Source organism: Streptomyces litchfieldiae (assembly GCF_031845365.1).
Taxonomy (GTDB): domain Bacteria; phylum Actinomycetota; class Actinomycetes; order Streptomycetales; family Streptomycetaceae; genus Streptomyces; species Streptomyces litchfieldiae.
In genome coordinates, this window is sequence record NZ_JAVREL010000026.1 from 44,950 (window position 1) to 68,455 (window position 23,506).

Here is a 23,506-nt window from a genome sequence, read left to right on the forward strand (position 1 = left end):
CCCTCATCCTCGCCCATCCTCACAGGGATCCTTTGGCCCGGATGCCAAGATGGGCCCCGATGACCAGCCAGAGCAGCCAGACCATCACCGACGCCCGGCAGGACGACGAGCCGGACCGGCCACCCGCGTGGGAGCAGCGGCTGCGCCGGTTCGGTTACGCGCCCCGGCGGCCCGGCGGGGTGCGCGACCGCCTGGTGCCGCCCTATCCCGAGCCGGGCGCCCGGCTGTGGCAGTACTTCGGCATCGCGCCCACCGCCGCCGCGCGGCTGGCCCGGTGGACGGCCTGGGGCGGGCCGCTGCTGGTCGCGCTGCTCGCCGGGGTGCTGCGCTTCGTCAACCTCGACTCGCCGAACGCGGTGATATTCGACGAGACGTACTACGCCAAGGACGCCTGGTCGCTGCTCCAGCACGGCTACGAGACCGACTGGCCCGACGACGCCAACGACCGCATCATCGACGGCGAGACCCCCGCCGCCGACGAGGCCTCCTACGTCGTGCACCCGCCGGCCGGCAAGTGGGTCATCGCGCTGGGCGAGTGGGCGTTCGGCCTCACCCCGTTCGGCTGGCGGTTCATGGTCGCGCTGCTCGGCACGCTGTCCGTGCTCATGCTGTGCCGCATCGGCCGCCGCCTCTTCCGCTCGACCGTGCTGGGCTGCCTGGCCGGGCTGCTGATGGCCGTCGACGGGCTGCACTTCGTGATGAGCCGCACGGCGCTGCTCGATCTGGTGCTGATGTTCTGGCTGCTGGCCGCGTTCGGCTGTCTGCTGATCGACCGCGACGCCGCCCGTGCCCGGCTCGCCGCCGCGCTCCCGACGGGCGGCGACGGGCTGCTGCGGTCCACCGCCGCGGTCGGGGAACGGCTCCGGCTGGGCGTGCGGCCCTGGCGGATCGCCGCCGGGGTCTGCCTCGGCCTGGCCTGCGCCACCAAGTGGAACGCCCTCTACGTCCTGGCCGCCTTCGGCATCCTCACCGTCCTGTGGGACGCCGGCGCCCGGCGCACCGCGGGCGCCACCCGGGCCGGCCAGGCGATGCTCCGCCGCGACGCGCTGCCCGCGTTCTGCTCGCTGGTGCCGGTCGCGCTGGCCACGTATCTCGCCACCTGGGGGGGCTGGTTCGCGACCTCCGGCGGCTACTACCGGGAGTGGGCGGAGAGGCCCGGCGCCGGGGACAGCTCGTTCTCCTTCGTGCCCGGCCCGCTGCGCAGCCTGTGGCACTACACGCACGAGGTCTACAGCTTCCACGTCGACCTCACCTCGGAGCACAACTACGAGTCGAACCCGTGGAGCTGGCTGGTGGCCAGCCGGCCCGTGACCTACTTCTACGACTCCCGGGATCCCGGCGAGGGCGGCTGCGAGTACGCCAGCGGCTGCGCCCGCGAGGTGCTGGCCCTGGGCACGCCGCTGCTGTGGTGGTCGGCCTGCTTCGCCCTGGCCTACCTGTGCTACCGCTGGCTGTTCCGCCGCGACTGGCGGGCCGGGGCGGTGCTGTGCGCGGTCGCGGCCGGCTATCTGCCCTGGTTCATGTACCAGGAGCGCACCATCTTCTACTTCTACGCGGTGATCCTGGTGCCGTTCCTGTGTCTGGCGGTGGCCATGATGATCGGCGCGGTGCTGGGCCCGCCCGGCTGCTCCGAGCGCCGCCGGGTGACCGGCATCGTGGGCGCGGGCGTGCTGGTGCTGCTCATCATCTGGAACTTCATCTACTTCTACCCCATTTACACGGGTACCGAGATCCCCGTCGACGGCTGGCGGGCCCGCATGTGGCTCGGTACCTGGGTGTGAACGCGCCGTGCGGCTGAGCGAGCCGGAGGCCCGGGCGCGGTTCGCGGCGGCGCGGGTGCTGCGGCTGGCGACCGCGGACGCGGACGGGATGCCGCACGTGGTGCCCGCGACGTTCGCGGTGGCGGACGGCACGGTCGTCATCGCGGTGGACGACAAGCCGAAGCGGCACCAGGACCTTCGCCGGCTGCGCAACGTCGAGGCCAACCCCCGGGTGTCCGCCCTCGTCGACGAGTACAACGAGGACTGGACCCGGCTGTGGTGGGTCCGGGCCGACGGCACCGCGCGCGTGCTGACGGACGAGGCCCGCGCCGAGCCCGTCGACCGGCTGGCGCGGAAGTACCCGCGCTACCGCGCCACCCGCCCGGCCGGGCCGGTCATCGAGATCACCGTGACGCGGTGGACCGGCTGGGCCTGGATGTGACACCGGGCCCCGTCGGGCCTACCCCTGGTAGCCGGTAGGCTGCCGCAACAGCGGCGCGGTGCAGCGCGCCGGGGCATTGAGGGGGCAGGGCGAATCATGCGGAACGGGCAGCGGATCGCGGTCATCGGCGGCGTGTGCGCGGCCGTGGTGTCGGTCGTCGGGTTCGGGGCGTTCAGCCTGCTCGGCGGCGACGGAGCGGGCGACGGCACCGGCTCGGTGGCCAACGCCGCGGACGGCGAGCCCGGCGACGCCGAGCCCACCGTCGAGACGGGCCCGCCCACCGCCGAGGAGGTGCTGGAGACGTCCGGCGCGTTCCTGACGGCCTGGGCCGACGGCGATGTGGCCACGGCCGCGGGCCTCACCGACGATCCCGACGCGGCGCGGGCCGTGCTGGAGGCGCTGCCGACGGGCGCGGCCGTGGACGCGCTGACCCTGGCGCCCGGGACGCCGGAGGGCGCCGACGTGCCGTTCGGGGTCGAGGCGGTCATCGCGTACGAGGAGGAGGACCCGGCCGAGCTGGCGTACGACTCGGAGCTGACCGTCGTGCGCGACACCGAGACCGGCGAGGCCGTCGTGGACTGGGAGCCCACGGTCGTGCACCCCGGGCTGACCGAGGGCGGGACCATCGAGACCGGCCCGGTCAGCGAACTGCCGCCCGTGGAGGTCCTGGACAAGAACGGCGCCGAGCTGACCGCCGAGGAGTTCCCCGGCCTGGCCCCGGTGCTGACCGAGCTGCGCGAGCGCTACGGCGAGCAGGCCGGCGGCAGCACGGGCGCCGAGGTGCGGCTGGTGGACGCGGAGGGCGCCACCGTCACCCAGCTCGTCGAGCTGTCCGAGCCCAGCGCCGGCCAGGTGCCCACGACGATCGACCCGGCGCTCCAGCGGGCCGCCGAGGCGGCCGTCGCCGACTCGGAACGGGCCTCCGTGGTGGCCGTCCAGCCGAGCACCGGCGCGATCCAGGCCATCGCCAACGCCCCGGCCGACGGCTTCGACATCGCGCTGGAGGGCAGCTACGCGCCCGGCTCCACGTTCAAGATCGTGACCGCCTCGCTGCTCATCGACCGCGGCCTTGCCTCGGCGAACGAGGCACACCCCTGCCCCAAGTACTTCGAACACGGCGGCTGGCGCTTCCAGAACCTGGACGAGTTCGAGATCGAGAACGGCACCTTCGCCGACAGCTTCGCCGCCTCCTGCAACACCGCGTTCATCAGCCAGGCGCCCGAGCTGGCCGACGACGACCTGGGCAACCACGCGCGCGACGTCTTCGGGCTGGGCCTGGACTGGCAGGTGGGCGCGACCTCCATGGACGGCGCGGTGCCCACCCAGTCCGACGCGCAGATGGCCGCCTCGCTGATCGGCCAGGGCGGCGTCCGGATGAACCCGCTCACGATGGCCTCGGTCTCCGCGACGGTGAAGAACGGCTCGTTCCTCCAGCCGTACCTGGTGCCCGCCGACTTCGACGACCGGCAGTTGGCGCAGGCGCCGGGGAGCCTGTCCGCCGAGGCCGCGGCCGAGCTGCGCGGTCTGATGAACCGCACGGCGCTCAGCGGCACCGCCGCCGCGGCGATGTCCGGCATCGGCGGCGACATCGGCGCCAAGACCGGCTCGGCCGAGGTGGACGGGCAGGAGAAGCCCAACGCGTGGTTCACCGCCTACCGCAACGATCTGGCCGTCGCGGCCGTGGTCCCCGACTCCGGGCACGGCGGCGAGTTCGCGGGCCCGATCGTGGCCGAGGTGCTCCGGGCCGCGCCCTGACGGCGACGGGGCAGGCCGTAACGTTGCCCCCGGCATCGTCATGGCTTTCCAGGAGGTACCGTCCCATGCGGGAGATCGCCGTCTTCAGCGGCAGCGCCCACCCCGAGCTGGCCGTCGAGGTCTGCGCGCATCTGGGCGTGCCGCTGCTGCCCGCCCGGGTGGACCGGTTCGCCAACGACTGTCTTCAGGTGCAGCTCCAGGCCAACTGCCGGGAGCGCGACGTCTTCCTGATCCAGCCGATGGTGGCGCCCGTCCAGGAGCACCTGGTCGAGCTGCTGCTGATGCTGGACGCGGCCCGCGGCGCCTCCGCCGCGCGCACCACCGTGGTGATGCCGCACTACGCCTACGCCCGGTCCGACAAGAAGGACGCCCCGCGCATCTCCATCGGCGGGCGGCTGATGGCCGACCTGATGGTGACCGCGGGCGCGAGCCGGGTGCTGGCCATGACGCTGCACTCGCCGCAGGTGCACGGCTTCTTCAGCGTCCCGGTGGACCACCTGCACGCGCTGCGCGAGCTGGCCGCCCACTTCCGCGGCTCCGACCTGAGCAACGCGGTCGTGGTCTCGCCCGACCTCGGCAACGCCAAGGAGGCCGCCGCGTTCGCCCGGCTGCTGGGCATCCCGGTGGCGGCCGGCGCCAAACAGCGGTTCAGCGACGACCGCGTGACGATCAGTTCGGTGATAGGCGAGGTCACCGGGCGGGATGTGATCGTGCTGGACGACGAGATAGCCAAGGGCAGCACCGTCATCGAACTGCTCCACAGGCTGCGGGAGTTGAACGTTGCCTCGATCAGGATCGCCTGCACGCACGGGCTGTTCTCGGCCGGCGCGCTCAAGCGGCTGAGCGAGGAGCCGGACGTGCAGGAGATCGTGTGCACCAACACGGTGCCCATCCCGGCCGAGGAGCGCACCGGGAAGCTGCGCGTCCTGACCATCGCCCCGGCCCTGGCCGAGGCGATGCGCCGGATCCACAACGGCGAGTCGGTCAGCGCGCTGTTCGATCAGGGGTAGGTATGGGGGCCGCTCGGCGGGCGGGGAAGCCGTGCGTCCGGGCGGCGACGACCACGGCCAGCACCGGGATCAGCAGCAGCAGAACGCTGCGGGGCAGGGACGCGGGGCCCAGGCCGTCCAGCAGGACGCCGCCCGCGATGCCGCCGCCGGCCATGGCCGCGTTCCACAGGGTGACGAGCATGGCCTGCGCGGCGTCGGCCGCCTCGCCGCCCGCCTCGGCCGCGGCCGTCTGGAGCAGCGTGGGGGCGCCGCCCCAGCCCAGCCCCCACACCGTCACCGCCGCGTAGACGAGCGGCGGGCCGCCCACCGCCCCGGCCAGCGCCAGGGCCGCCGCCCCGAACAGCCCGACGGCGGCGAGGAGAAGAACGCGCGGGCGGCGGTCGATGTGCGCGCCCACGATCCAGATGCTGACCAGGGACGCCGCGCCGAAGACGAGCAGCACCAGGTCGGTGGAACCCTCCATGCCGCGGCGCTCCAGGAACGGCGCGACATAGGTGTAGAGGATCGTGTGGGCCAGCACCAGGACCAGCGTGACGAACAGCACCGGGGTGACGCCCGGCACGGCGAGGGCGGCCAGCATCCGAGGCCGGTCACCCGCCCGTTGCCCGGGGAGGTCCGGGACCCCGAGCGCGATCCAGGCGATCAGCCCGGCCGCGAGCGCGGTCATCACGGCGAACGCCGCCCGCCAGCCGAGCGCGTCGCCGAGGAACGTGCCGGCGGGCACCCCCAGCGACAGGGCGACCGGGATGCCGGTCATCACGACGGCGATGGCCTTGCCCTGGAGGCGGGCGGGCGCCAGGCGGCGGGCGTAGCCGGCGAGCAGCGCCCAGGCCAGGCCCGCGGCCACCCCGGCGACGAAGCGGGCGGCCATGGTGAGCGGGTAGTTGGCCGAGACGGCGGTGACCGTGTTGGCCAGGGCGAACCCGGCCATCGCCGTCAGCAGCAGCCGCTTGCGCCGCCAGCCGACGGTGGCCGCGGACAGCGGGATCGCGGTGAGCGCGGTGCCGATCGCATAGACGGTGACGGACTGCCCCATCGCGGACTCGCCGACGCTCAAGTCGGCGCTCATCGCGGGCAGTACCCCGGCGGGCAGGGTTTCGGTGAGGCTGGTGATGAAGACGGCCGTGGCCAGCGCCAGCAGCGCGCCCAGGGGAAGTCTGGAGTCGTTTTCTCGCACGTCGCGTATGCTCAAACCTTCACATTGATGTGAAGGTCAACGCGAGGAGACGTGAGGTCGATCACATGCGCATCGGGGAGTTGTCCGAACGCACCGGCACGCCGCGCCGGTTGCTGCGCTACTACGAGGAGCAGGGGCTGATCGCCGCCGACCGGGCCCCCAACGGCTACCGCGAGTACGACGAGCGCTTCGTGGACCGGGTGCTCCAGATCCGGGGCCTGCTCGACGCCGGACTGCCCACTCGCATCATCAAACAGATCCTCCCCTGCCTGGACAAGCCCCGGATCATCCACTTCTCCGACGCCACCCCGGAGATGCTCGCCACGCTGGAACGGGAGCGCGACCGCATGACCGAGCGCGTCAACTGCCTGATCCGCAACCGGGACGCCATCGCCGAATACCTCGACGCCGTGCGGGAGAACGCCGCCTCCTCGTGAGCGGCGCCCCGGTCAGCGGCGGGCGGCCGAGGGGTCGAAGCCGAAGGGGAGTTCCAGCCGGTGCCGGTGCAACAGCTCCTCGTCGGCGAGCAGTTCGGCGGTGGGCCCGTCGGCGGCCAGCACCCCGTCGCTGAGGATCACCGAGCGCGGGCACAACTCCAGGGCGTACGGCAGGTCGTGCGTGACCATCAGCAGCGTCAGGTCCAACGAGCGCAGAATGTCGGCGAGTTCGCGGCGGGCGGCCGGGTCGAGGTTGGCCGAGGGCTCGTCCAGGACCAGGATCTCCGGGTCCATCGCCAGCACGGTGGCCACCGCGACCCGGCGGCGCTGCCCGAACGACAGGTGGTGCGGCGGCCGTTCGGCGTAGTCGGCCATGCCGACGCGCTCCAGCGCCCGCGTGACACGCGCCTCCAGCTCGGCGCCGCGCAGCCCAGCGTTGGCCGGGCCAAACGCCACGTCCTCCCGCACGGTCGGCATGAAGAGCTGATCGTCCGGGTCCTGGAAGACGACGCCGACGCGGCGGCGTATCTCGGCCATGGTGTCCTTGCCGACCGGCAGCCCGCCGACGCGCACCTCGCCCGCGCCCGCGGTGAGGATGCCGTTGAGGTGCAGCACCAGGGTGGTCTTGCCCGCGCCGTTGGGCCCGAGCAGCGCCACGCGCTCGCCGCGTTCGACGGTCAGGTCGACGCCGAACAGGGCCTGGTGCCCGTCGGGGTAGGCGTAGGCGAGGCCGGTGACGGCCAGCGAGGCGGGGCCGGGCGAGGCGGTCATAGCGTCCATCCCAGCACACAGACGACGGCGGCCGACGCGGGGAGGGCCAGCGCGTGCGCCCACTGGGCGCGGGTCGCGGTGAGCCGGTCGATGACCGGCACGGTGCCGGTGTAGCCGCGGCTGAGCATGGCCAGATGAACGCGTTCGCCGCGCTCGTAGGAGCGGATGAACAGCGCGCCCGCGGTCCTGGCCAGCACCGCCCAGTGCCGCACGCCCCGGGCGGTGAACCCGCGCGACTCGCGGGCGATCCGCATCCGGCGCAGCTCGTCCGAGATGACATCGGCGTACCGCAGCATGAACGCGGCGATCTGCACCATCAGCGGCGGCAGCCGCAGCCGTTGCAGGCCGAGCAGGATCTGGCGCAGCTCGGTGGTGGCGGCGAGCACCACCGAGGCGGCCACCCCGAGGGTGCCCTTGGCCAGCACGTTCCAGGCGCCCCACAGGCCGGACTCGCTCAGCGACAGGCCGAGCCAGGTCACCCGCTCGCCCTCGGCGAGGAACGGCAGCAGCAGGGCGAACGCGACGAACGGCACCTCGATGGCCGTGCGGCGCAGCATGAAGCCGGCCGGCAGCCGGGCGAGCGCCGCCGCGGCGGCCAGCAGCGCGGCGTAGAGGCCGAACGCCCACACGGCCTCGCGCGGGGTGGCGACGACGAGGAGGACGAACGCGAGATGGGCGAGGATCTTGCAGTGCGCGGGCAGGGCGTGCACCGGGGTCCGGCCGGGCCGGTGCAGCCGGCCGGCCGGCGAGTGGTGGGCGTGGGCGGACACGGGCTAGACCCGCTCCGGCTCGCGCTCCCGGGCCGGGTCGGCGGCGCGCCCGGTGACCCGGCGGACGGCGAGGAAGACGCCGGAGCCGGCGGCCAGCGTGACGGCGACCCCGGCCGCGCCGGCCAGGCCGACCGACAGCCGCTCGTTGTCCACGTCCCGCACGCCGTAGTCGGCCAACGGCGAGTCGGCGAGGCCGTGTTCGCGCGCCTCCTCCGCGATGCCCTCGTCGGTGGCCACCCGCTCCAGGCCGTCCGGGTCGGCGGAGGCGTAGAAGCTGACGAAGGCGGCGCAGACGAGGGTGACGGCGGCGCCGGCCAGCCACACCGGGCGGGCCGAGCGGCCGGGCGCCGCCGGCGCGGGCTCCGGGGCCGGCGCCGGAACGGACCCGTCGGCGGTGCGGATGACCAGGGCGGGGCGGAGCATCCCCGCCGCGCCGCGCACCAGATCGGGGCGGACGGCGAGGACCGCGCCGACCGTGGCCGTGGTGATGACGGCCTCGCCGAGGCCGATGAGCACATGCACCCCGGTCATCGCGGCGAGCACCCGGCCCAGGGAGACATCGGCGGTGCCGCCGATCGCGTACAGGCCGGTGAAGGCGATGGCGGAGGCGGGCACGGAGACCAGGGCGGCGGCGAACGAGGCGGCGCCGACCGCGCCCCGGCCGCGCGGCAGGACCCGCAGCAGCCCGGCGAAGACGGCCTGGGCGACCACGACGGTGACCAGGCCCATCAGCGTGATGTTGGTGCCCAGCGCGGTGAGGCCGCCGTCCGCGAAGAGCAGGGCCTGCATGAGCAGCACGACGGCCAGGCACAGGATGCCGGTACAGGGCCCGACGAGGATCGTCGCCAGCGCGCCGCCGAGCAGATGGCCGCTGGTGCCCGCCCCCACCGGGAAGTTGAGCATCTGCACGGCGAAGACGAAAGCGGCGACCAGGCCGGCCAGCGGCGCGGCGCGTTCGCCCAGCTCGCGCCGGGCGCCGCGCAGGCAGACGGCGACCGTGCCGGCGGCCACCGCGCCGGTGGCCAGGGAGACGGGTGCGTCGAGAAATCCGTCGGGGACATGCATGCCGCTCTCGCTTCCCGGGACACGCGCGGAAATATCAGCCGTTTGACATTAAGGCGCTCTTGCGAAGATCTCGCAAGAGCGTCCGGTGAACAACGCGCGAAGCCCGGCACCGGGACACCACGGGGTGTTCCGGTGCCGGGCTTCATGACACCCGGTGCGGCTCGGTGGCCGGGGGGTCAGCCGACGGAGGCGGGCTCCCGTTCCTGCTGGATGGCGTCCCGGCCCTTGCCGTTGGCCTTCAGGTAGCGCTCCAGGGACTCGCCCTCGACGTCCACGTTCGGCAGGATCCGGTTCAGCCACGTGGGCAGCCACCAGGCCCGCTCGCCGACGAGGCCCATCAGGGCCGGCACGATGGTCATGCGGACCACGAACGCGTCCAGCAGGACGGCCGCGGCCAGACCGAAGCCCATCATCTTGACCATGGAGTCGACGCTGGTGATCGCGAAGCCGGCGAAGACGCTGATCATGATGACCGCGGCGGCCGTGACCACCCGGGCGTTCAGGTTGAAGCCGGTGACCACGCTCTGGTTCGAACCCTCGCCGTGGACGTGGGCCTCCCGCATGCGGGTCACGAGGAAGACCTCGTAGTCCATGGCCAGACCGAAGATCACGCCGACCATGAAGATCGGCATCATGCTCATGATCGGCCCGGTCTCCTCCACGCCGATGAGGCTGGCGGCCCAGCCCCACTGGAAGACCGCCACCACCGCGCCGAGCGCGGCGAGCACGGACAGCAGGAAGCCGAGCGCGGCCTTCAGCGGCACCAGGATCGAGCGGAACACCAGCATCAGCAGGATGAACGCCAGGCCGACGACCAGGGTCAGGTACGGCACCAGCGCGTCGGTCATGACCTGCGAGAAGTCGATGTTCGCCGCGGTCGCGCCGGTCACCAGGACGGCCGCGCCGGTCTGGCTCTCCAACTGGGGCGCCAGGTCGTCACGGATGTGGTGGACCAGCTCGGTGGTGTCGTGGTCGGACGGCCCGGTCGACGGGAACGCCAGCAGCGTCGCCATCGTCTGGTCCGCGTTGAAGTTCGGCTCCGCGGTGAAGACGATCTGGCCCTCCAGGGCCATCAGCTCGTTGCTGACGGTCTCGGCCGCGGCCTCCAGGTCCACGCCCTCGCCGCCGTCCAGCGTCATCATCAGCGGGCCGTTGAAGCCCGGGCCGAAGCCCTCGCTGAGCATGTCGTACGCCTTGCGCTGCGTGGTGTCCTCGGGCTGGGTGCCGTCGTCCGGCAGGCCCATCTCCATGCTGGCCACCGGCGCCGCGAGGACGCCCAGGCCGATGACGGAGGCCGCCAGCACCAGGGCCGGGCGGCGGAGTATCGCGCGGGCCCAGCGAGTGCCGCCGTTGTCCTTGCCGTTCTTGTTGAGCGAGGCGGGAACGCCGGTCTCCGGGTTCTGCTTGCGCACGCGCCGTCCGAAGATCCGCTTGCCCACGATCCCCAGGGCCGCGGGGACCAGGGTGAGGGCGATGATCACGGCGATCGCCACGGTGGCGGCGGCGGCCATGCCCATCTTGGTCAGGATCGGCACGTTGACCACGGCGAGGCCGGCCAGCGCGATGATCACCGTCAGGCCGGCGAAGACGACGGCCGAGCCGGCGGTGCCGGCGGCGCGGCCCGCGGCCTCTTCGCGGCTGTGCCCCTCGACCAGCTCGGCGCGGTACCGCGAGACGATGAACAACGCGTAGTCGATACCGACCGCCAGGCCGATCATCATGGCCAGGATGCCGGTGGTCTCGGACAGGCCGAGGGTGGTGCTGAGCGCGGCAATGCCGAGCATGCCCGTCATCACGCCGATGAGGGCGGTGATCAGCGGCAGACCGGCGGCGACGAGCGAGCCGAAGGTGATGACCAGCACAACGGCGGCCACCAGGATGCCGATGGTCTCACCGCCGCCCATCTCCTGCTCGCCCAGGGCGACCGGGCCGCTGGCCTCGACGACCAGGCCGGCGTCGCGGGCCTCGTCCATCACCTCCATGAGCTGCTCGTGCATCGCGTCGTCGACGTCGCCGAAGGTGGCGTTGTAGTCGATGGTGATACGAGCCGTCGTGGCGTCCTGGTTCAGCCCCTGGCCGTCATTCGCGTAGGGGTCGGCCACGCCGTTCTCGACGATCTTCTCGCCCTCGGCGAGGCCGGCCAGCAACTGCTCGACGGCCGCGCGGCTCTCCGGGCTGTTCAGGTCCCCGTTTTCGGGCTGGACCACCACGGTGGTCTCGATGGAGTCCGCGTTCGCCTCGGGGAATTCTTCCTCCATGAGGTCGATCGCGTCCTGGGACTCCGTGCCGGGCAGTGCGAAGTCGTCCTCCACCGCCCCGCCGGCGGTACTCGCCGCGCCGATGCCGACGAGCAGCGCGAGCCACACAAGCGCCACCCACCAGCGGCGCCGGAAGCACAGGCGTCCGAGTTTGTACAGAAACGTAGCCACGGGGCAGGTTCTCCTGTCCGGGTGTCATGGGTCAGATGAAATGAGGGGTCAGCTCATGCCACGAGACGCGGCACCAGCCGAGCGGGATGAGCGGGCACGACGGAATGTGGCTCAGATCACATTAAGTGCTTCTTTGTGACTTGCCGGTGCAATCGGCGAGCCGAAGCATGGAACCGTGAGCGACGAACCCAACTCCTCTGCCGCGGTCCCGAGCCAATCCCAGGCGTCTGACGGGTATCTGCGTTTTCCGCATCTCCACGGTGAACAGCTCTGCTTTGTCGCCGAGGATGACCTGTGGCTGGCTCCGTTGCCTGCCGCCGGCCGTGCTCCCGGCCGGGCCTGGCGGCTCACCGTCGATCGTACCCGGACCGGTCCGCCGCGCTTTTCGCCGGACGGCCGGCACATCGCCTTCACGAGCTGGCGCACGCTGGACCCCGAGATCCACCTCGCCCCGGTGGACGGCGGCGCCGTCCGCCAGCTCAGTCACTGGGGCTCGTACGACACGAGGGTCTGCGGCTGGACCCCGCCCGACGCCTCCGGGGAGACCCGGATCCTGGCCGTGGGCTCGCACAACCAGCCGTTCTCGCACTTCACCTGGGCCTACACCGTCCCGCTGGAGGGCGGGCCGGGCGAGCAGCTTCCGTGGGGGCCGGTGGCGGACATCGCCGTCACCGGCTGCGGCGGCGAGCGCCGGACGCTGCTGCTGACCGGCAAGGCGCCGCACGAGCCGGCCGCGTGGAAACGCTACCGGGGCGGCGCCATGGGAAAGCTGTGGCTGCACGGACGGCGGCTGCTGCCCGACCTGAACGGACACATCGACAGCCCGATGTTCGTCGGGGACCGCATCGCGTTCCTGTCGGACCACGAGGGCGTCGGCAACCTCTACTCGTGCCGGCCCGACGGCACGGAACTGTGGCGGCACAGCGATCACGACGCGTTCTACGCCCGGCACGCCGCCACCGACGGGCGGCGCGTGGTCTACCAGTGCGGCGGCGATCTGTGGCTGGCAGAGGACCTGGGCCCCGGCTCGGTGCCCCGTCGGCTGAACGTTCGACTGGGCGGGGCGCGCACCGGGCGGCGCGCGTACCAGGTGCGGACCTCCAGCCATGTGGACGGGCTGTCGGTGGACGCCACCGGGCGGGCCAGCGCGCTGGTCGTGCGCGGCTCGCTCTACTGGCTGACGCACCGCGACGGCCCGGCCCGGACGCTGGCCGCCACGCCCGGGGTGCGGGTGCGGCTGCCGGAGATGCTGGGCGACACCGGGCGGATCGCCTATGTCACCGACGCGGAGGGCGAGGACGCCATCGAGATCGCCCATCTGCCCCGGGCCAGCGGCGGCCGGGACCCGGTGCGGCTGGCGGCCGGGGCGCTGGGGCGGGTGCGGGAGCTGGCCGCGTCGCCGGACGGCCGGACGCTGGCGGTGGCGGCGCACGATGGCCGGCTGCTGGTCATCGCGGTGCCGGAGCCGGAGGAGCTGACCGTGCCGGAGCCGGAATCCGGGCCGGAGGACCAGGAGCCGGAGTCGGGCGAGGAGCCGGCGGAAGAGACCGGATCCGAGGAGACCAGATCCGAGGAGACCGGATCCGAGGAGACCGGCGAGGCCGAGGCCGACGACGAGGAAGAGACCGAAACCGAGGAGGCCGTGCACTCGCTCGATCCCGGGGAGGTGCTGGAGCTGATCCGGTCCACCAACGGGCCGGTGCGGGATCTGGCGTTCTCCCCCGACTCGCGGTGGCTGGCCTGGGCGCACCCCGGGATCGGCCGGTCGCTGAGCCAGATCAAGATCGCGCATCTCGCGGTGCGGGAGCGGACGATCCTCGACGTCACGGACGGCCGGTTCGAGGACGACGAGCCGGTGTTCACCCGCGACGGCCGCTACCTCGCGTTCCTGTCCTGGCGCGGCTTCGACCCGGTGTACGACGTGCACACCGGCGACCTGTCGTTCCCGCTGGGCTGCCGCCCGTATCTGGTGCCGCTGTCCTCGGCGACGCGGTCACCGTTCGCCATCACGCCCGAGGGCCGCCCGGCGGCCGGCGGTCTCGACCCGGACGACACGGGCGGCGAGGACGGCACGGTGCGCGTCGAGGCGGACGGGCTGGGCAGCCGGGTGACGCCGTTCCCGGTCCCGGCGTCCAAGTACTCCTCGCTCTACCCGGTCAGCGGCGGCGGGCTGGTGTGGCTGCGCTGGCCCATCTCGGGCGCGCTGGGCGAGACGTTCGTCAACCCGGACCGCACCTCCGGGAAGCCGACGCTGGAGCACTTCGACCTGGTCAAGGCCAAGCGCACCGAACTGACCGACGACGTCGACTGGTTCGCGCCCAGCGGCGACGGCACCCGGCTGGTGGTGTGCGAGGACGAGGAGCTGCGCGCCGTGCCCGCCGCCGAGGGCGGGGACAGCGACTCCACGGTCCACGTCGACCTGCGGCGGATCGTGCACGTCGCGGATCCGGGCGCGGAGTGGCGGCAGTCGTTCGAGGAGGCGGGCCGCATCGTCCGGGACTACTTCTGGGAGCCCAAGATGTGCGGCGTGGACTGGGCCCGGGTGCTGGACCAGTACCGGCCTCTGGTCCAACGGGTCGCCAGTCCCGACGAGTTCGCCGATCTGCTGTGGGAGACGCTGGGCGAGCTCGGCACCTCGCACGCCTATGTCAGCCCCGCCCGGCGCAACGAGGGCCCGCCGCACTACCAGCGCCCCCAGGGGCTGCTGGGCGCCAACTTCACGCGCACCAAGGACGGGGCGTGGCAGGTCGCCCGGATCCTGCCCGGCGACTCCTCGGACTCCCGGGCGCGTTCCCCGCTGGCGGGCAGCGGCGTCCGGGAGGGCGCGCTGCTGACGCACGTGGGCGGCCGTCCGGTCGACCCCGTGCTCGGGCCCTGGCCGCTGCTGGCCGGCACCGGCGGCACCAGCGTGGAGCTGACCTTCGCCGAGGAGAACGGCCACCGGCGGCGGATCGCGGTCGTTCCGCTGATCGACGACCGGTCGCTGCGCTACCAGGACTGGGTGACCCGGCGGCGGCAACTGGTGCGGGAGCTGAGCGACGGCCGGTGCGGCTATGTGCACATCCCGGACATGGGCGGCTCGGGCTGGGCGCAGTTCAACCGCGATCTGCGGATGGAGTTCGCGCTCGAGGCCCTGATCGTGGACGTCCGGGGCAACGCGGGCGGGCACATCAGCGAGCTGGTCGTCGAGAAGCTGACCCGCACGATCCTCGGCTGGGACCTCACGCGCAACGCGGAGCCCGTCAGCTACGCCTCGAACGCGCCGCGCGGCCCGGTCGTCGCGGTGGCCGACGAGGCGACCTCCTCCGACGGGGACATGATCACGGCCGCGTTCCGGCTGCTCGGCCTCGGCCCGGTGGTCGGCTGCCGCACCTGGGGCGGGGTGGTCGGGATCACCGGCCAGCACGACCTGGGCGACGGCAGCGACATCACGGTGCCGATGAACGCGGCCTGGTTCGACGCCTACGGCTGGGACGTGGAGAACCACGGCGTGGTGCCCGACATCGAGGCGCTGCGCTCGCCGCTGGACTGGGCGGAGGGCCGCTCGGTGGTGCTGGACACGGCGGTCCGGGTGGCGCTGGACCTGCTGGAGCGGCACCCGGCGAGCAGCCCGCCCGGCTACCGGGACCTGCCCGACCGCAGCCGCCCGCCGCTGCCGCCCCGCACGCTCGGTTACGACCCGTCCGCCACCTATGGCCCGGAATGCGAAGAAGGTGAGCCCGTGTAACGCTGGTCACGCCCCACCGGTCCACACCACGGCAGGAGTGCACACATGGGTATCGGTGACCAGTTCCGGGAGAAGGCCCAGGAAATGCAGGAACGCGCCAGGGACGCCATGGGCGGCAAGGGCGAGAAGAAGAAACCGCAGAACCGCCAGGAAGCCATGGACCGCACGAAGCAGGCCGGCAAGAAGGCCGTGAACGAGGCCAAGGAGCGCCGCCAGAGAGGCGGCGACCGGGGCGACGAAGGTCACTGACCGCCCCGGGGCGCGCCCGTCCCCGCCCACGCGGTGGGGACGGGCGCGCCCCGGCCCGCGATGAGTTCACGGACGGGGTTCGGTCCTCCCTCGCGAGGAACCAGATCCCGAGGAGGAACGATGGCGATCACCGAGCCCGCCGCCGTGGTGGACGCGCGCTACAGCGAGCCGGGGGCCACCGCGACCGCGTGGTCCGACGCGCTCGACGTGCTGACGGGGGCCCAGATCTTCTGGCTGTCCACGGTCCGGCCGGACGGCCGGCCGCATGTCACGCCGCTGCTGGCCGTCTGGCTGGAGGAGGCGCTGCACTTCACCACCGGCGGCGAGGAGCGCAAGGCGCGCAATCTGGCGGCCAATCCGCATGTCACGCTGACCACCGGGACCAACGCGCTGGAGCACGGCCTGGACATCGTCCTGGAGGGCGATGCCCGCCGGGTGACCGACGACGCGGCGCTGACCCGCATCGCGGAGGCGTACACCGAGAAGTACGGCAGCGACTGGACGTTCACCGCGCGCGGCGGCGAGCTGCACCACGCCGAGGGCGGCGCCGCGCTGGCCTTCCGGGTGGCGCCCCGGCGGGTGTTCGGCTTCCGCAAGGGCGCCTACAGCCAGACCTGTTGGCGCTTCCCCGTGGATTGACAGTAGGTGTGATTATCCTGCGAATTCATGGAGATCCAGCGGTTGATCCGACTGATCGGCCTGATCGGCGACGAAGCCGGTGACACCCCGTTCACCGCGCCGGAGCGGGAGACCGCCCGGCGCGCACTGATCGACCGGGGCGCCGAGGCGGTGCCCCCGTTACTCGCGGTCCTGTGGGACGACCACGGGCCGCTGGAGTGGTTCGAGGCGGCCTGGCTGCTGCGCCGCATCGGCGCGCCGGCGCTCGGCCCGCTCACCGCCGCGCTGGCCGCGGCCCCCTCCCACGTCGCGCTGGTGCGCGCCCGCTGGGCGTTCGCCGGACTCGACGTCCCCGCCGCCGCGTTCGGGCCCGCGCTGCGGCATCCGCATCCGCGGGTGCGGGAGACCACGGCCTGGGCGCTCCAGCGCCGGGGCGCGAAGGCGCTGTGCCTGGTGCCCGCGCTGCTGCCGCTGCTGGACGACCCGGACCACGGGGTGCGGGTGAGCGCGGGGGGCGCGCTGCGGACAATGAGCCCCGGCGTGGTCGGGCCGCTGCGCCGGGCGCGCCGGACGCCGGGCAGCAGCGCGCGGCTGCGCCGGGGGGCGCTGGCGGCGCTGGCCGCGGTGGGCGGCCCGGCCGCGCTGGACGAGCGGGACATCGCGGCGGTGCGGCGGCTGATCGCGGTACGGGCCCGGGACGAGGTACCGGAGCCGATACGCGTGTGCGCGCCGTGGTTCGCGCTGCGGACGGCCGACCAGGACGCGGTGCTGGCCGCGTTCGGGCTGTCGGCTCCGGAGCCGGTCACCATGCGGCTGGGCGCCTCGGCCTGGCAGCACGACGCGCACGCCGCCCGGCCGGGCCACGGCGCCTGTTCCCGGGTGTATGTCAGCCCGGCGCTGGACGGCTGGACGCTGGTGTTCGGCTCGCCCTTCCAGGATGCGCACCGCGCGGACGGCGGGATATCCGGGCCGGTGATCCGGCGGCGGTGCGCCGAGTTGAGCCGCCGCTTCGGGGAGGCGCACTGGTACGGCATGCGGTGCGCGGGCGAGTGGGCCGCCTGGTGCTTCGGCGAGCGGGGCGCGATCGTCCGGCACTACGACGCGGCCGACCCGGAGCGGGCGTCCGGCCCGCCGCACCCCTGGGAGCCGCCGGGCCCGCTGCCGCACGAGGCGGACTTCCCGCAGGGCTCGTTCGACGGCATCGACGCCTCGGACGCCGAGGCGTTCCTCGCCTCCTACGAGGAGGTCCGGCGGGAGACCGGCATCCCCGGTCCCTATCCCGCCACCGACGTCGCCGCCCGTGCCTCGGTGAGCCCGGCGGCGCTCGGCCCGCGCACGCGCGTGACCGGGCGGGCGGTGCTGGCGCTGACCGCGTGCGGGCGCGCGCACGGCCACCCGCCGGGCGCGCTGCGGATATGACCGACGCCCTGGCTCAACTCCCGTCAGCCGTCGGCGCGTTGGGGCGCACTTTCCGGCTCGGGCGGTGGCGCGGAGGCGCGTTCGGCCGCCGCGCCGCCGCGCCGAGCCCACCGAACCCGGCGCCGATCACCGCCACGCGAACACGCATGCAGCGGACCTCCGTTGAGACCGTGCCGGCGATCGCCGGCACGGTGGGAGGGCAGGGCAGAACCGTACTGATCGGTAGGGTGCGCGGCGGTCAGAGCGCCTTCACAAAGCAGCGGCTGCTCTCCTCGTGACGGTAGAGGCCGAACTTCCGCTCGGCGGGCACCTGGGTGTAGCCGCTGCTCCGGTACAGGGCGATCGCCTCGGGCTGCTCGGTCCCGGTCTCCAGGACCATCCGCGTGCGCCCGGCCGCGCGGGCCGTCTCCTCCAGCCGCGCCAGGATCAGCCGGGCCAGGCCCTGCCCCCGCGCCTCGCGCACCACGAACATCCGCTTGAGCTCGGCGTCGCCGTCCGCGTACCCCTCGCCCCCGGCGCGCTGCCCCCGCCAGCCGCCGGTGGCCACGGGCCGGCCGGCCTCGTCGTAGGCGAGCAGGAAGAGGCCGCCCGGCGGGTCGAACATCGCCGGGTCCAGCGGCGTGAGGTCGCCCGCGCCGTAACGTTCCACGTACTCGGCCTGGACGAGATCGTTGAGCTTACGGGCGTCCGGGTGGTCGAAGCGCCTGGTCACGATGTCCATACAGTCATCCTACGAATGTCCTGCAAGACATTTTCGGCCGCCGTACGATCGCGCGATGACCGAGACGATCACTTACGCCTGGCGCGGCGACTTCGCCAACGCGGAGCTCGCGACGCTGCACGCCCAGGGCTTCGGGCACCCGCCCGGCGACGAGGACTGGCGGGCCCGGGTGGTGCGGCACAGCCTCGGCTGGGTCTGCGCCCGGGACGAGTCCGGCGAACTCGTCGGCTTCGTCAACGTGGCCTGGGACGGCGGCGGCCACGCGTTCCTCCTCGACACCGTCGTCTCCCCCGGCCACCGCCGGTCCGGCATCGCCACCCGGCTCGTCGCCCTCGCGGCGGACGGGGCGCGGGCCGCCGGGTGCGAGTGGCTGCACGTGGACTTCGAGGACCACCTGCGCGGCTTCTACGTCGACGCCTGCGGCTTCCGCCCGACGGCGGCGGGCCTCATCGCGCTGTGAGGGGCGCCGACGGACCTGGGGTACCGTCGAGCGGTGCTTACCGTCACCACCGTGAACGTCAATGGCCTCCGGGCCGCCGCCAAGAAGGGGTACCTGGAGTGGCTGGCCGGCTCGGCGGCCGACGTCGTGTGCCTCCAGGAGGTGCGCGCCGAGGAGGACCAGTTGCCCGAGGCGGTCCGCGCCCCGGCGGGCTGGCACGCCTTCTACGCCCCGGCCGCCGCCCGCGGCCGGGCGGGTGTCGCGTTGCTCACACGGCAGGCGCCGGAGGCGGTCCGCATCGGCTTCGGCTCGGCTGAGTTCGACGGCTCCGGCCGTTATCTGGAGGCCGATCTCCCCGGGGTCACGGTGGCCAGCCTCTACCTCCCCTCCGGCGAGGCGGGCACCCCCCGGCAGGACGAGAAGGAGCGGTTCATGGCCGCGTTCCTGCCCTACCTCACCGCGCTGCGCGCCCGCGCGGCGGCCGACGGCCGCGAGGTGCTGGTCTGCGGCGACTGGAACATCGCCCACCGCGAGGCCGACCTCAAGAACTGGCGCGCCAACCAGACCCGGGCCGGCTTCCTCCCCGAGGAGCGCGCCTGGCTGGGCGAGGTCTTCGGCGACGCCTGCGGCTACACCGACGTGGTGCGCGCCCTGCACCCCGAGCAGACCGGCCCCTACACGTGGTGGTCCTACCGCGGCCGGGCCTTCGACAACGACGCCGGCTGGCGCATCGACTACCAGGTGGCCACCCCGGGCCTGGCCAAGCGGGCCGTGAAGGCATACGTGGAACGGGCCGCGAGCCACGGTGAGCGGTGGAGCGACCACGCCCCCGTGACGGCGGTCTTCGACCGTTAGTCCGGCCGCGGGGAGGGGTCCCCGGCGGAACCCGGTTCCATGCCGGGCATGATGCGCACACAGCCGACCGCAGCCGCCGTCGTCATCGCCGCCGTGCTCGCCGCTCTCACATCGTGCTCCTCGGACGGCGACCCCGCCGCGGACCAGCCGTCCGAGCCCGCCGCGCAGACATCCGAGGACCCGGCGCCCCCGACCCCCACCCCGACGCCCTCGCCGTCGCCCTCGCCGTCGCCTTCCCTGCCCGAGCCGGCGGACGGGGAGAACGCCGAGGCGTGCGCGGACGGGACGTGCGAGATCCGGGTCACCGAGGGGGCGAGCCTGCCGGTGCCGCAGTCCTTCGGCCTCGGGCCGATCGAGGTGATCTCGGTCAACGAGGAAGAGGTCCAGTTGTTCGGGCCCATGACACAGTCGAGGTACTCCAGCGACGGCGGATGCTCGATGAGCATCACCGGGCCGACGGCCACCTCCCCCGGCTTCCTCGGCCTGACCTGCCCGGCGGGCAACACCGGGATCATCAACGACGCGATGAGCCTGGAGGTCGTCGGCATCCTGGACGCCGCCGCGGTCCTCCGCATCCAGCCGGCGGACTGAACGCCCGGGGCGGCACGCGATCTTGTGCTACGTGGCCGACGCCCCATCCCGCCCTCTCCGATGGGCGAGCCGGCATCGTTGGACCCACCGACCAGGTCAAACGGCTGTGGTGCACCCTCGCCGAGGAAACCGTGACCGGCCTGCCCGGCCGGACCGTGGCAGAACTGCCCGGCATCCTCAGGACCCTGACCAGCAACGTCGACGCCAGACGGCCGTCGTGCTTCGGGCCGGCGGTCAATCCTGCCCTCGGCCGGCCAGGGCGGCGGAGGTGGCACGGGCGAAGGCATCCGGATTGTCCAGCATGATGTTGTGCCCGCAGTCCGGGACCGGGACCACGGCCACCCCCGCCTCGACGAGCGCGTCCGCGCCGGGGAGCGGGCCGTCGGCCTCGGGCAGCAGGTAGGTGCGGGGAATCTTCAGCTCCACCAGGAGTTCGCGGATGGCGGGGACGGTGCCGCGGGTGAGATGGACCGCGCTGCGGTGCAGGGCCTCGCGGCCGGCCAGGCGCATGGTGGACCACCAGTGGGGGCCGGCCCGGTCGCGGACCTCTTCCCAGCCACCGGCCAGGAACTCCTGCTCGGAGTAGGCGGCGATGCCGCTGCTGCCACCGGAGCCGGGCACGGGCGGGATCGGGTCGAGGTTGGCGTCGACCAGCACCAGGCGAGAGACCAGGTGCGGGTGCCGGGAGGCCAGGACGACGGCCACCGAGCCGCCCATGCTGTGGGCGATCAGCTCTGCACCGGAGACCCGTGCGGAGGTCAGCGCCTCGGCGAGGGCGTCGGCGTGCGCCTCCAGGGTGTACTCGAAATCCGCCGGGCGATCGCTGATCCCATGACCGAGCAGGTCGATCAGCAGTGAACGGCGACCGGCCAGCAGGGGATGGACCGCGATCTCCGCGAAGTAGGCAGGCGACGTGGCGCCCAGACCGTGTACGTAGACGCGAGAAGGTTCCCGCCCCGGCAGATCGACCCAGCGGATCCGGTCACCCGCAGTCGTCACGACGGCGTTACGCACAGCCCGGCTCTCCTGCGATCAGACCGATGGAGGCACCAGAGTAGCCGCCAGCACCCGGCTCCACTCCGACACTTCACGCAGCCGACCCTCCGGCCGCCGACACCCCGCGGACACACGCCGGGCACAGCCAGCCGGCACGCAGCACGCGCCGCGGCTCGGCTTCGGGGTGCTCCTCGCACACCGGCGGCGCGGGCGCGGTGTCGAGACGCGGGATGTGGAACATGTCCTTCACCCGGGGCGGCTGTTCGGGATCGATGGGGTTACTTGCCATCCTTGTCGTCCTGTTGCTCGTCGTCCTGCGGCGGTTCGGCCGGAGTGATGGTCTCCTGCCCGGCCACGTCGTAGCCGTTGACCTCGTCGTGGTCACCCATTGTGGTGCTCCTCTCGCGATTACGGCAGCCCTTGCACTCGGCCAAGGGCCGAGCCGGCGGCGAATCCAGGCCTCTCGTCATCCCGTTCGCCTCCCGGTACGGGGTTCCTGCCAAGGACCGTAGGGAGTCGGGCCGTTGACCGGCCATGGATTTGCATGGACTTGCACGACGTCATCCGAGTGCGTCGATCGCCTCCGTGATGAGACGCCGTGCATGGCGGCCGTGGACAGCCATCTCGGCCAACTCGGCGAACGCCCGCATGTAGACGCCGATCTCGCTGGGGGCCGAGATGTTCACCGCGGCGGTCAGCAACTCCGAACTGACCCGCTGGTCGTCGAAGACGTAGAACGCCTCCAGCGGCCACAGCGTGCGGGCGGCCGAGAACGGGATCACGCCAAGGCTGACGTTCGGGAGGGCCATCACCGACAGCAGGTAACCGAGTTGGTTGGCCATCGTCTCGGCCGTCCCGATGCGGTAGCGCAGCACCGTCTCCTCCAGGAGGAACGCGAACGTGTGCGGGGCCCGGTGGAGAACCTGGGAGCGTTCGATACGGGACGCCGCAGCGCGTGGGGCGTCGTCCGGGGTGCCCTGGAATCGGGCGATCGTCGACAGGAGGGCGGTCGCGTACTGCTCGGTCTGGAGGATCCCGGGCACGACGTTGGAGACGTAGACCCGCAGGTGCCGCGTCCGCTCGTACAGCGGGAGGACGTCCTCCTGCGCGCGCCGCATGCCATGCCCGCGGAGCTTTTTCCAGCGCACATACAGCTCGTCGGCGCGGCGGTTCGCGGCGATCAGTTCCGCGGCCTGGTCCTGCGCCCCGCAGGCAGCGCACCAGGCGCGGATGTCGGCGTCGGACGGCGGGGTCTTCGCGTGCTCGATGCGCGAGGTCTTCGCTTCGCTCCAGCCACAGCGGGCGGACAGAGCCCGCGCGGTGATCTCGGCGTCGAGCCGTAGGTCACGCAGGCGGCCGGCGAGTACCTGGCGGGCTTGTTGGGCGGACGATGAGGGGGTTGCGGGCATCGGTGGATCAGCTGTGTCAGACCTTGAATTCCTCATGCGGCACGGCGCGGTCCCACACAACCTCGAACGCCGCCCGGACCTGCCTGATGAGCGCCGGCTCCGTGCGCACCTCCCATTTCGGTGACGACCAACTGCCCTGGCCGTCGAAGTGGTTGAAGAGCACGGCGCTCTCGTCGAACACCCACAAGTCGTTGCCGGGCAGCAGCAGGTCGGACGCGCGCCGGCGCGGGAGCCAGCGCACCAACTCACCGGCCGCGACGTTCACCGAGGCCCCGGCATGCTCGTACCGGATGTAGTCGCTCACCGGCTCCGACACCACCCGGGCACGGCGGACGGTGACGCCGCGGGCGACGGTCTCACCGATCAGCGCGACCCACGGCGCCCAGTACGCCGATGCCGGGTCGGTGTCCCGCTCCCCGGTGCTCAGCCAATGCTCGAAGTCGGCCGCTTCATCGCCCACGTCATAGACATCACGCAGCTCCAGGTGCATGGCGGAGTGCCGGGCGTCGGCCAGCAGTTCAAGAAAGCCCGGCGCGTTCTGCGGCATCACATGCCTCCTTCAGCATCGGCACCATCCGGGCCGGGATTCGTACCACTGCCTCGTGCGGCGGGATGCCCGGGGTATGTCCGGGGGCTGGGTTCGCGGCGCACTCGGCGTTCAGCGCGGCAGAGGGCTTCCACCCCTGAACCACGATCTCGCCGTTCACTTCGTCCACCCAGATGGTCGGTGACCCCTGCTGCCCGGTGTCCGGATCGACCCCGATGAACCGTAATGCCACGGCATCCTCCCGCGTCAGGTGAGTTGCGTCAGCTTGCACGACCATCACTCACGGGACTGATGGCGTCAAGGGCGCGCCCGGTGGCCA

Annotated in this window: 23 protein-coding genes; 12 read left to right on the forward strand and 11 right to left on the reverse strand. The window is 72.9% G+C overall.

Annotated elements, in window-relative coordinates; genetic code table 11:
- Nucleotides 1–59: 59 nt before the first annotated feature.
- The 4 genes from RM590_RS31115 (at nt 60) to RM590_RS31130 (ending at nt 4,967) form a co-directional block, all read left to right on the forward strand.
- Nucleotides 60–1,781: a dolichyl-phosphate-mannose--protein mannosyltransferase gene (locus RM590_RS31115; RefSeq protein WP_311708120.1), complete on the forward strand. Its 1,722-nt coding sequence runs from the start codon at nt 60–62 to the stop codon at nt 1,779–1,781.
- A 7-nt stretch (nt 1,782–1,788) separates the two neighbouring features.
- A complete protein-coding gene (locus tag RM590_RS31120; protein WP_311708121.1) occupies nt 1,789–2,202 on the forward strand; it encodes a TIGR03668 family PPOX class F420-dependent oxidoreductase in 414 nt (137 codons plus the stop codon).
- A gap of 96 nt (nt 2,203–2,298) precedes the next feature.
- The gene (locus RM590_RS31125) at nt 2,299–3,957 is read left to right on the forward strand and encodes a penicillin-binding transpeptidase domain-containing protein (RefSeq protein ID WP_311708122.1); all 1,659 of its coding nucleotides are present in this window, start codon (nt 2,299–2,301) and stop codon (nt 3,955–3,957) included.
- A 65-nt stretch (nt 3,958–4,022) separates the two neighbouring features.
- Entirely contained in the window at nt 4,023–4,967 is a 945-nt protein-coding gene (locus tag RM590_RS31130) for a ribose-phosphate diphosphokinase (protein WP_311708123.1), read from the forward strand.
- Here the strand turns inward: RM590_RS31130 and RM590_RS31135 are convergent.
- Nucleotides 4,942–6,144, reverse strand: a complete 1,203-nt coding sequence (locus tag RM590_RS31135; protein ID WP_311708124.1) for an MFS transporter — start codon at nt 6,142–6,144, stop codon at nt 4,942–4,944. The two genes, RM590_RS31130 and RM590_RS31135, sit on opposite strands and share 26 nt — an antisense overlap.
- Nucleotides 6,145–6,209: 65 nt before the next feature.
- On the opposite strand from RM590_RS31135, the gene RM590_RS31140 reads away from it, so the two are divergent.
- Entirely contained in the window at nt 6,210–6,581 is a 372-nt protein-coding gene (locus RM590_RS31140) for a MerR family transcriptional regulator (RefSeq protein ID WP_311708125.1), read from the forward strand.
- Nucleotides 6,582–6,593: 12 nt separating this feature from the next.
- Here RM590_RS31140 and RM590_RS31145 read toward each other — a convergent pair whose 3' ends face one another.
- From RM590_RS31145 to RM590_RS31160, 4 genes are all read right to left on the reverse strand, one after another.
- The gene (locus tag RM590_RS31145) at nt 6,594–7,352 is read right to left on the reverse strand and encodes an energy-coupling factor ABC transporter ATP-binding protein (RefSeq protein WP_311708126.1); all 759 of its coding nucleotides are present in this window, start codon (nt 7,350–7,352) and stop codon (nt 6,594–6,596) included.
- A complete protein-coding gene (gene cbiQ / locus RM590_RS31150) occupies nt 7,349–8,122 on the reverse strand; it encodes a cobalt ECF transporter T component CbiQ (RefSeq protein WP_311708127.1) in 774 nt (257 codons plus the stop codon). The genes RM590_RS31145 and cbiQ overlap by 4 nt, the downstream gene beginning before the upstream one ends.
- A gap of 3 nt (nt 8,123–8,125) precedes the next feature.
- Entirely contained in the window at nt 8,126–9,187 is a 1,062-nt protein-coding gene (locus RM590_RS31155) for an energy-coupling factor ABC transporter permease (RefSeq protein WP_311708128.1), read from the reverse strand.
- Nucleotides 9,188–9,363: 176 nt separating this feature from the next.
- The gene (locus RM590_RS31160) at nt 9,364–11,616 is read right to left on the reverse strand and encodes an MMPL family transporter (protein ID WP_311708129.1); all 2,253 of its coding nucleotides are present in this window, start codon (nt 11,614–11,616) and stop codon (nt 9,364–9,366) included.
- Nucleotides 11,617–11,791: 175 nt separating this feature from the next.
- Between RM590_RS31160 and RM590_RS31165 the strand changes: the two genes are divergently transcribed.
- The 4 genes from RM590_RS31165 (at nt 11,792) to RM590_RS31180 (ending at nt 17,629) form a co-directional block, all read left to right on the forward strand.
- Nucleotides 11,792–15,343, forward strand: coding sequence for a S41 family peptidase (locus RM590_RS31165; RefSeq protein ID WP_311708130.1), 3,552 nt, complete (start codon nt 11,792–11,794; stop codon nt 15,341–15,343).
- A 45-nt stretch (nt 15,344–15,388) separates the two neighbouring features.
- Nucleotides 15,389–15,592 (forward strand): hypothetical protein, encoded by a 204-nt coding sequence (locus RM590_RS31170; RefSeq protein ID WP_311708131.1) that lies wholly within the window; start codon nt 15,389–15,391, stop codon nt 15,590–15,592.
- Nucleotides 15,593–15,712: 120 nt separating this feature from the next.
- The gene (locus tag RM590_RS31175; RefSeq protein ID WP_311708132.1) at nt 15,713–16,231 is read left to right on the forward strand and encodes a pyridoxamine 5'-phosphate oxidase family protein; all 519 of its coding nucleotides are present in this window, start codon (nt 15,713–15,715) and stop codon (nt 16,229–16,231) included.
- Nucleotides 16,232–16,258: 27 nt separating this feature from the next.
- Nucleotides 16,259–17,629 carry a HEAT repeat domain-containing protein gene (locus tag RM590_RS31180; protein ID WP_311708133.1) on the forward strand — a complete coding sequence of 457 codons (1,371 nt, stop codon included), beginning with the start codon at nt 16,259–16,261 and terminating at the stop codon, nt 17,627–17,629.
- Nucleotides 17,630–17,867: 238 nt separating this feature from the next.
- On the opposite strand, the gene RM590_RS31185 is transcribed toward RM590_RS31180, so the two are convergent.
- Nucleotides 17,868–18,350: a GNAT family N-acetyltransferase gene (locus RM590_RS31185; RefSeq protein ID WP_311708134.1), complete on the reverse strand. Its 483-nt coding sequence runs from the start codon at nt 18,348–18,350 to the stop codon at nt 17,868–17,870.
- A 55-nt stretch (nt 18,351–18,405) separates the two neighbouring features.
- Here RM590_RS31185 and RM590_RS31190 point away from each other — a divergent pair, with 55 nt between their 5' ends.
- Genes RM590_RS31190 through RM590_RS31200 form a run of 3 tightly spaced genes read left to right on the forward strand, consistent with a single transcriptional unit; the run spans nt 18,406 to nt 20,235 of the window.
- Nucleotides 18,406–18,810 carry a GNAT family N-acetyltransferase gene (locus RM590_RS31190; RefSeq protein WP_311708135.1) on the forward strand — a complete coding sequence of 135 codons (405 nt, stop codon included), beginning with the start codon at nt 18,406–18,408 and terminating at the stop codon, nt 18,808–18,810.
- A gap of 33 nt (nt 18,811–18,843) precedes the next feature.
- Nucleotides 18,844–19,644: an exodeoxyribonuclease III gene (locus RM590_RS31195; RefSeq protein WP_311708136.1), complete on the forward strand. Its 801-nt coding sequence runs from the start codon at nt 18,844–18,846 to the stop codon at nt 19,642–19,644.
- Between the two features lie 48 nt (nt 19,645–19,692).
- Entirely contained in the window at nt 19,693–20,235 is a 543-nt protein-coding gene (locus tag RM590_RS31200) for a hypothetical protein (RefSeq protein ID WP_311708137.1), read from the forward strand.
- Nucleotides 20,236–20,469: 234 nt separating this feature from the next.
- On the opposite strand, the gene RM590_RS31205 is transcribed toward RM590_RS31200, so the two are convergent.
- The 5 genes from RM590_RS31205 to RM590_RS31225 all read right to left on the reverse strand — a co-directional run bounded on the left by RM590_RS31205 (nt 20,470) and on the right by RM590_RS31225 (nt 23,419).
- Entirely contained in the window at nt 20,470–21,249 is a 780-nt protein-coding gene (locus tag RM590_RS31205; protein ID WP_311708138.1) for an alpha/beta fold hydrolase, read from the reverse strand.
- 73 nt (nt 21,250–21,322) lie between these two features.
- Nucleotides 21,323–21,520 carry a hypothetical protein gene (locus RM590_RS31210; RefSeq protein ID WP_311708139.1) on the reverse strand — a complete coding sequence of 66 codons (198 nt, stop codon included), beginning with the start codon at nt 21,518–21,520 and terminating at the stop codon, nt 21,323–21,325.
- Between the two features lie 271 nt (nt 21,521–21,791).
- A complete protein-coding gene (locus tag RM590_RS31215; RefSeq protein ID WP_311708140.1) occupies nt 21,792–22,640 on the reverse strand; it encodes a helix-turn-helix domain-containing protein in 849 nt (282 codons plus the stop codon).
- Nucleotides 22,641–22,656: 16 nt separating this feature from the next.
- Complete coding sequence (locus tag RM590_RS31220) at nt 22,657–23,187, reverse strand: DUF6879 family protein (RefSeq protein ID WP_311708141.1); 531 nt, start codon at nt 23,185–23,187, stop codon at nt 22,657–22,659.
- Nucleotides 23,159–23,419, reverse strand: a complete 261-nt coding sequence (locus RM590_RS31225) for a hypothetical protein (protein WP_311708142.1) — start codon at nt 23,417–23,419, stop codon at nt 23,159–23,161. The genes RM590_RS31220 and RM590_RS31225 overlap by 29 nt, the downstream gene beginning before the upstream one ends.
- Between the last annotated feature and the right edge of the window lie 87 nt (nt 23,420–23,506).

What these genes read in the sequence shown, in the direction of transcription:
- RM590_RS31115 (WP_311708120.1), top strand. Translation starts at nt 60, where the DNA reads ATGACCAGCCAGAGCAGCCAGACCATCACCGACGCCCGGCAGGACGAC.
- RM590_RS31125 (WP_311708122.1), top strand. Translation starts at nt 2,299, where the DNA reads ATGCGGAACGGGCAGCGGATCGCGGTCATCGGCGGCGTGTGCGCGGCC.
- RM590_RS31130 (WP_311708123.1), top strand. Translation starts at nt 4,023, where the DNA reads ATGCGGGAGATCGCCGTCTTCAGCGGCAGCGCCCACCCCGAGCTGGCC.
- RM590_RS31140 (WP_311708125.1), top strand. Translation starts at nt 6,210, where the DNA reads ATGCGCATCGGGGAGTTGTCCGAACGCACCGGCACGCCGCGCCGGTTG.
- RM590_RS31145 (WP_311708126.1), bottom strand. Translation starts at nt 7,352, where the DNA reads ATGACCGCCTCGCCCGGCCCCGCCTCGCTGGCCGTCACCGGCCTCGCC.
- RM590_RS31155 (WP_311708128.1), bottom strand. Translation starts at nt 9,187, where the DNA reads ATGCATGTCCCCGACGGATTTCTCGACGCACCCGTCTCCCTGGCCACC.
- RM590_RS31170 (WP_311708131.1), top strand. Translation starts at nt 15,389, where the DNA reads ATGGGTATCGGTGACCAGTTCCGGGAGAAGGCCCAGGAAATGCAGGAA.
- RM590_RS31175 (WP_311708132.1), top strand. Translation starts at nt 15,713, where the DNA reads ATGGCGATCACCGAGCCCGCCGCCGTGGTGGACGCGCGCTACAGCGAG.
- RM590_RS31180 (WP_311708133.1), top strand. Translation starts at nt 16,259, where the DNA reads ATGGAGATCCAGCGGTTGATCCGACTGATCGGCCTGATCGGCGACGAA.
- RM590_RS31185 (WP_311708134.1), bottom strand. Translation starts at nt 18,350, where the DNA reads ATGGACATCGTGACCAGGCGCTTCGACCACCCGGACGCCCGTAAGCTC.
- RM590_RS31190 (WP_311708135.1), top strand. Translation starts at nt 18,406, where the DNA reads ATGACCGAGACGATCACTTACGCCTGGCGCGGCGACTTCGCCAACGCG.
- RM590_RS31200 (WP_311708137.1), top strand. Translation starts at nt 19,693, where the DNA reads ATGATGCGCACACAGCCGACCGCAGCCGCCGTCGTCATCGCCGCCGTG.
- RM590_RS31210 (WP_311708139.1), bottom strand. Translation starts at nt 21,520, where the DNA reads ATGGCAAGTAACCCCATCGATCCCGAACAGCCGCCCCGGGTGAAGGAC.
- RM590_RS31215 (WP_311708140.1), bottom strand. Translation starts at nt 22,640, where the DNA reads ATGCCCGCAACCCCCTCATCGTCCGCCCAACAAGCCCGCCAGGTACTC.
- RM590_RS31220 (WP_311708141.1), bottom strand. Translation starts at nt 23,187, where the DNA reads ATGCCGCAGAACGCGCCGGGCTTTCTTGAACTGCTGGCCGACGCCCGG.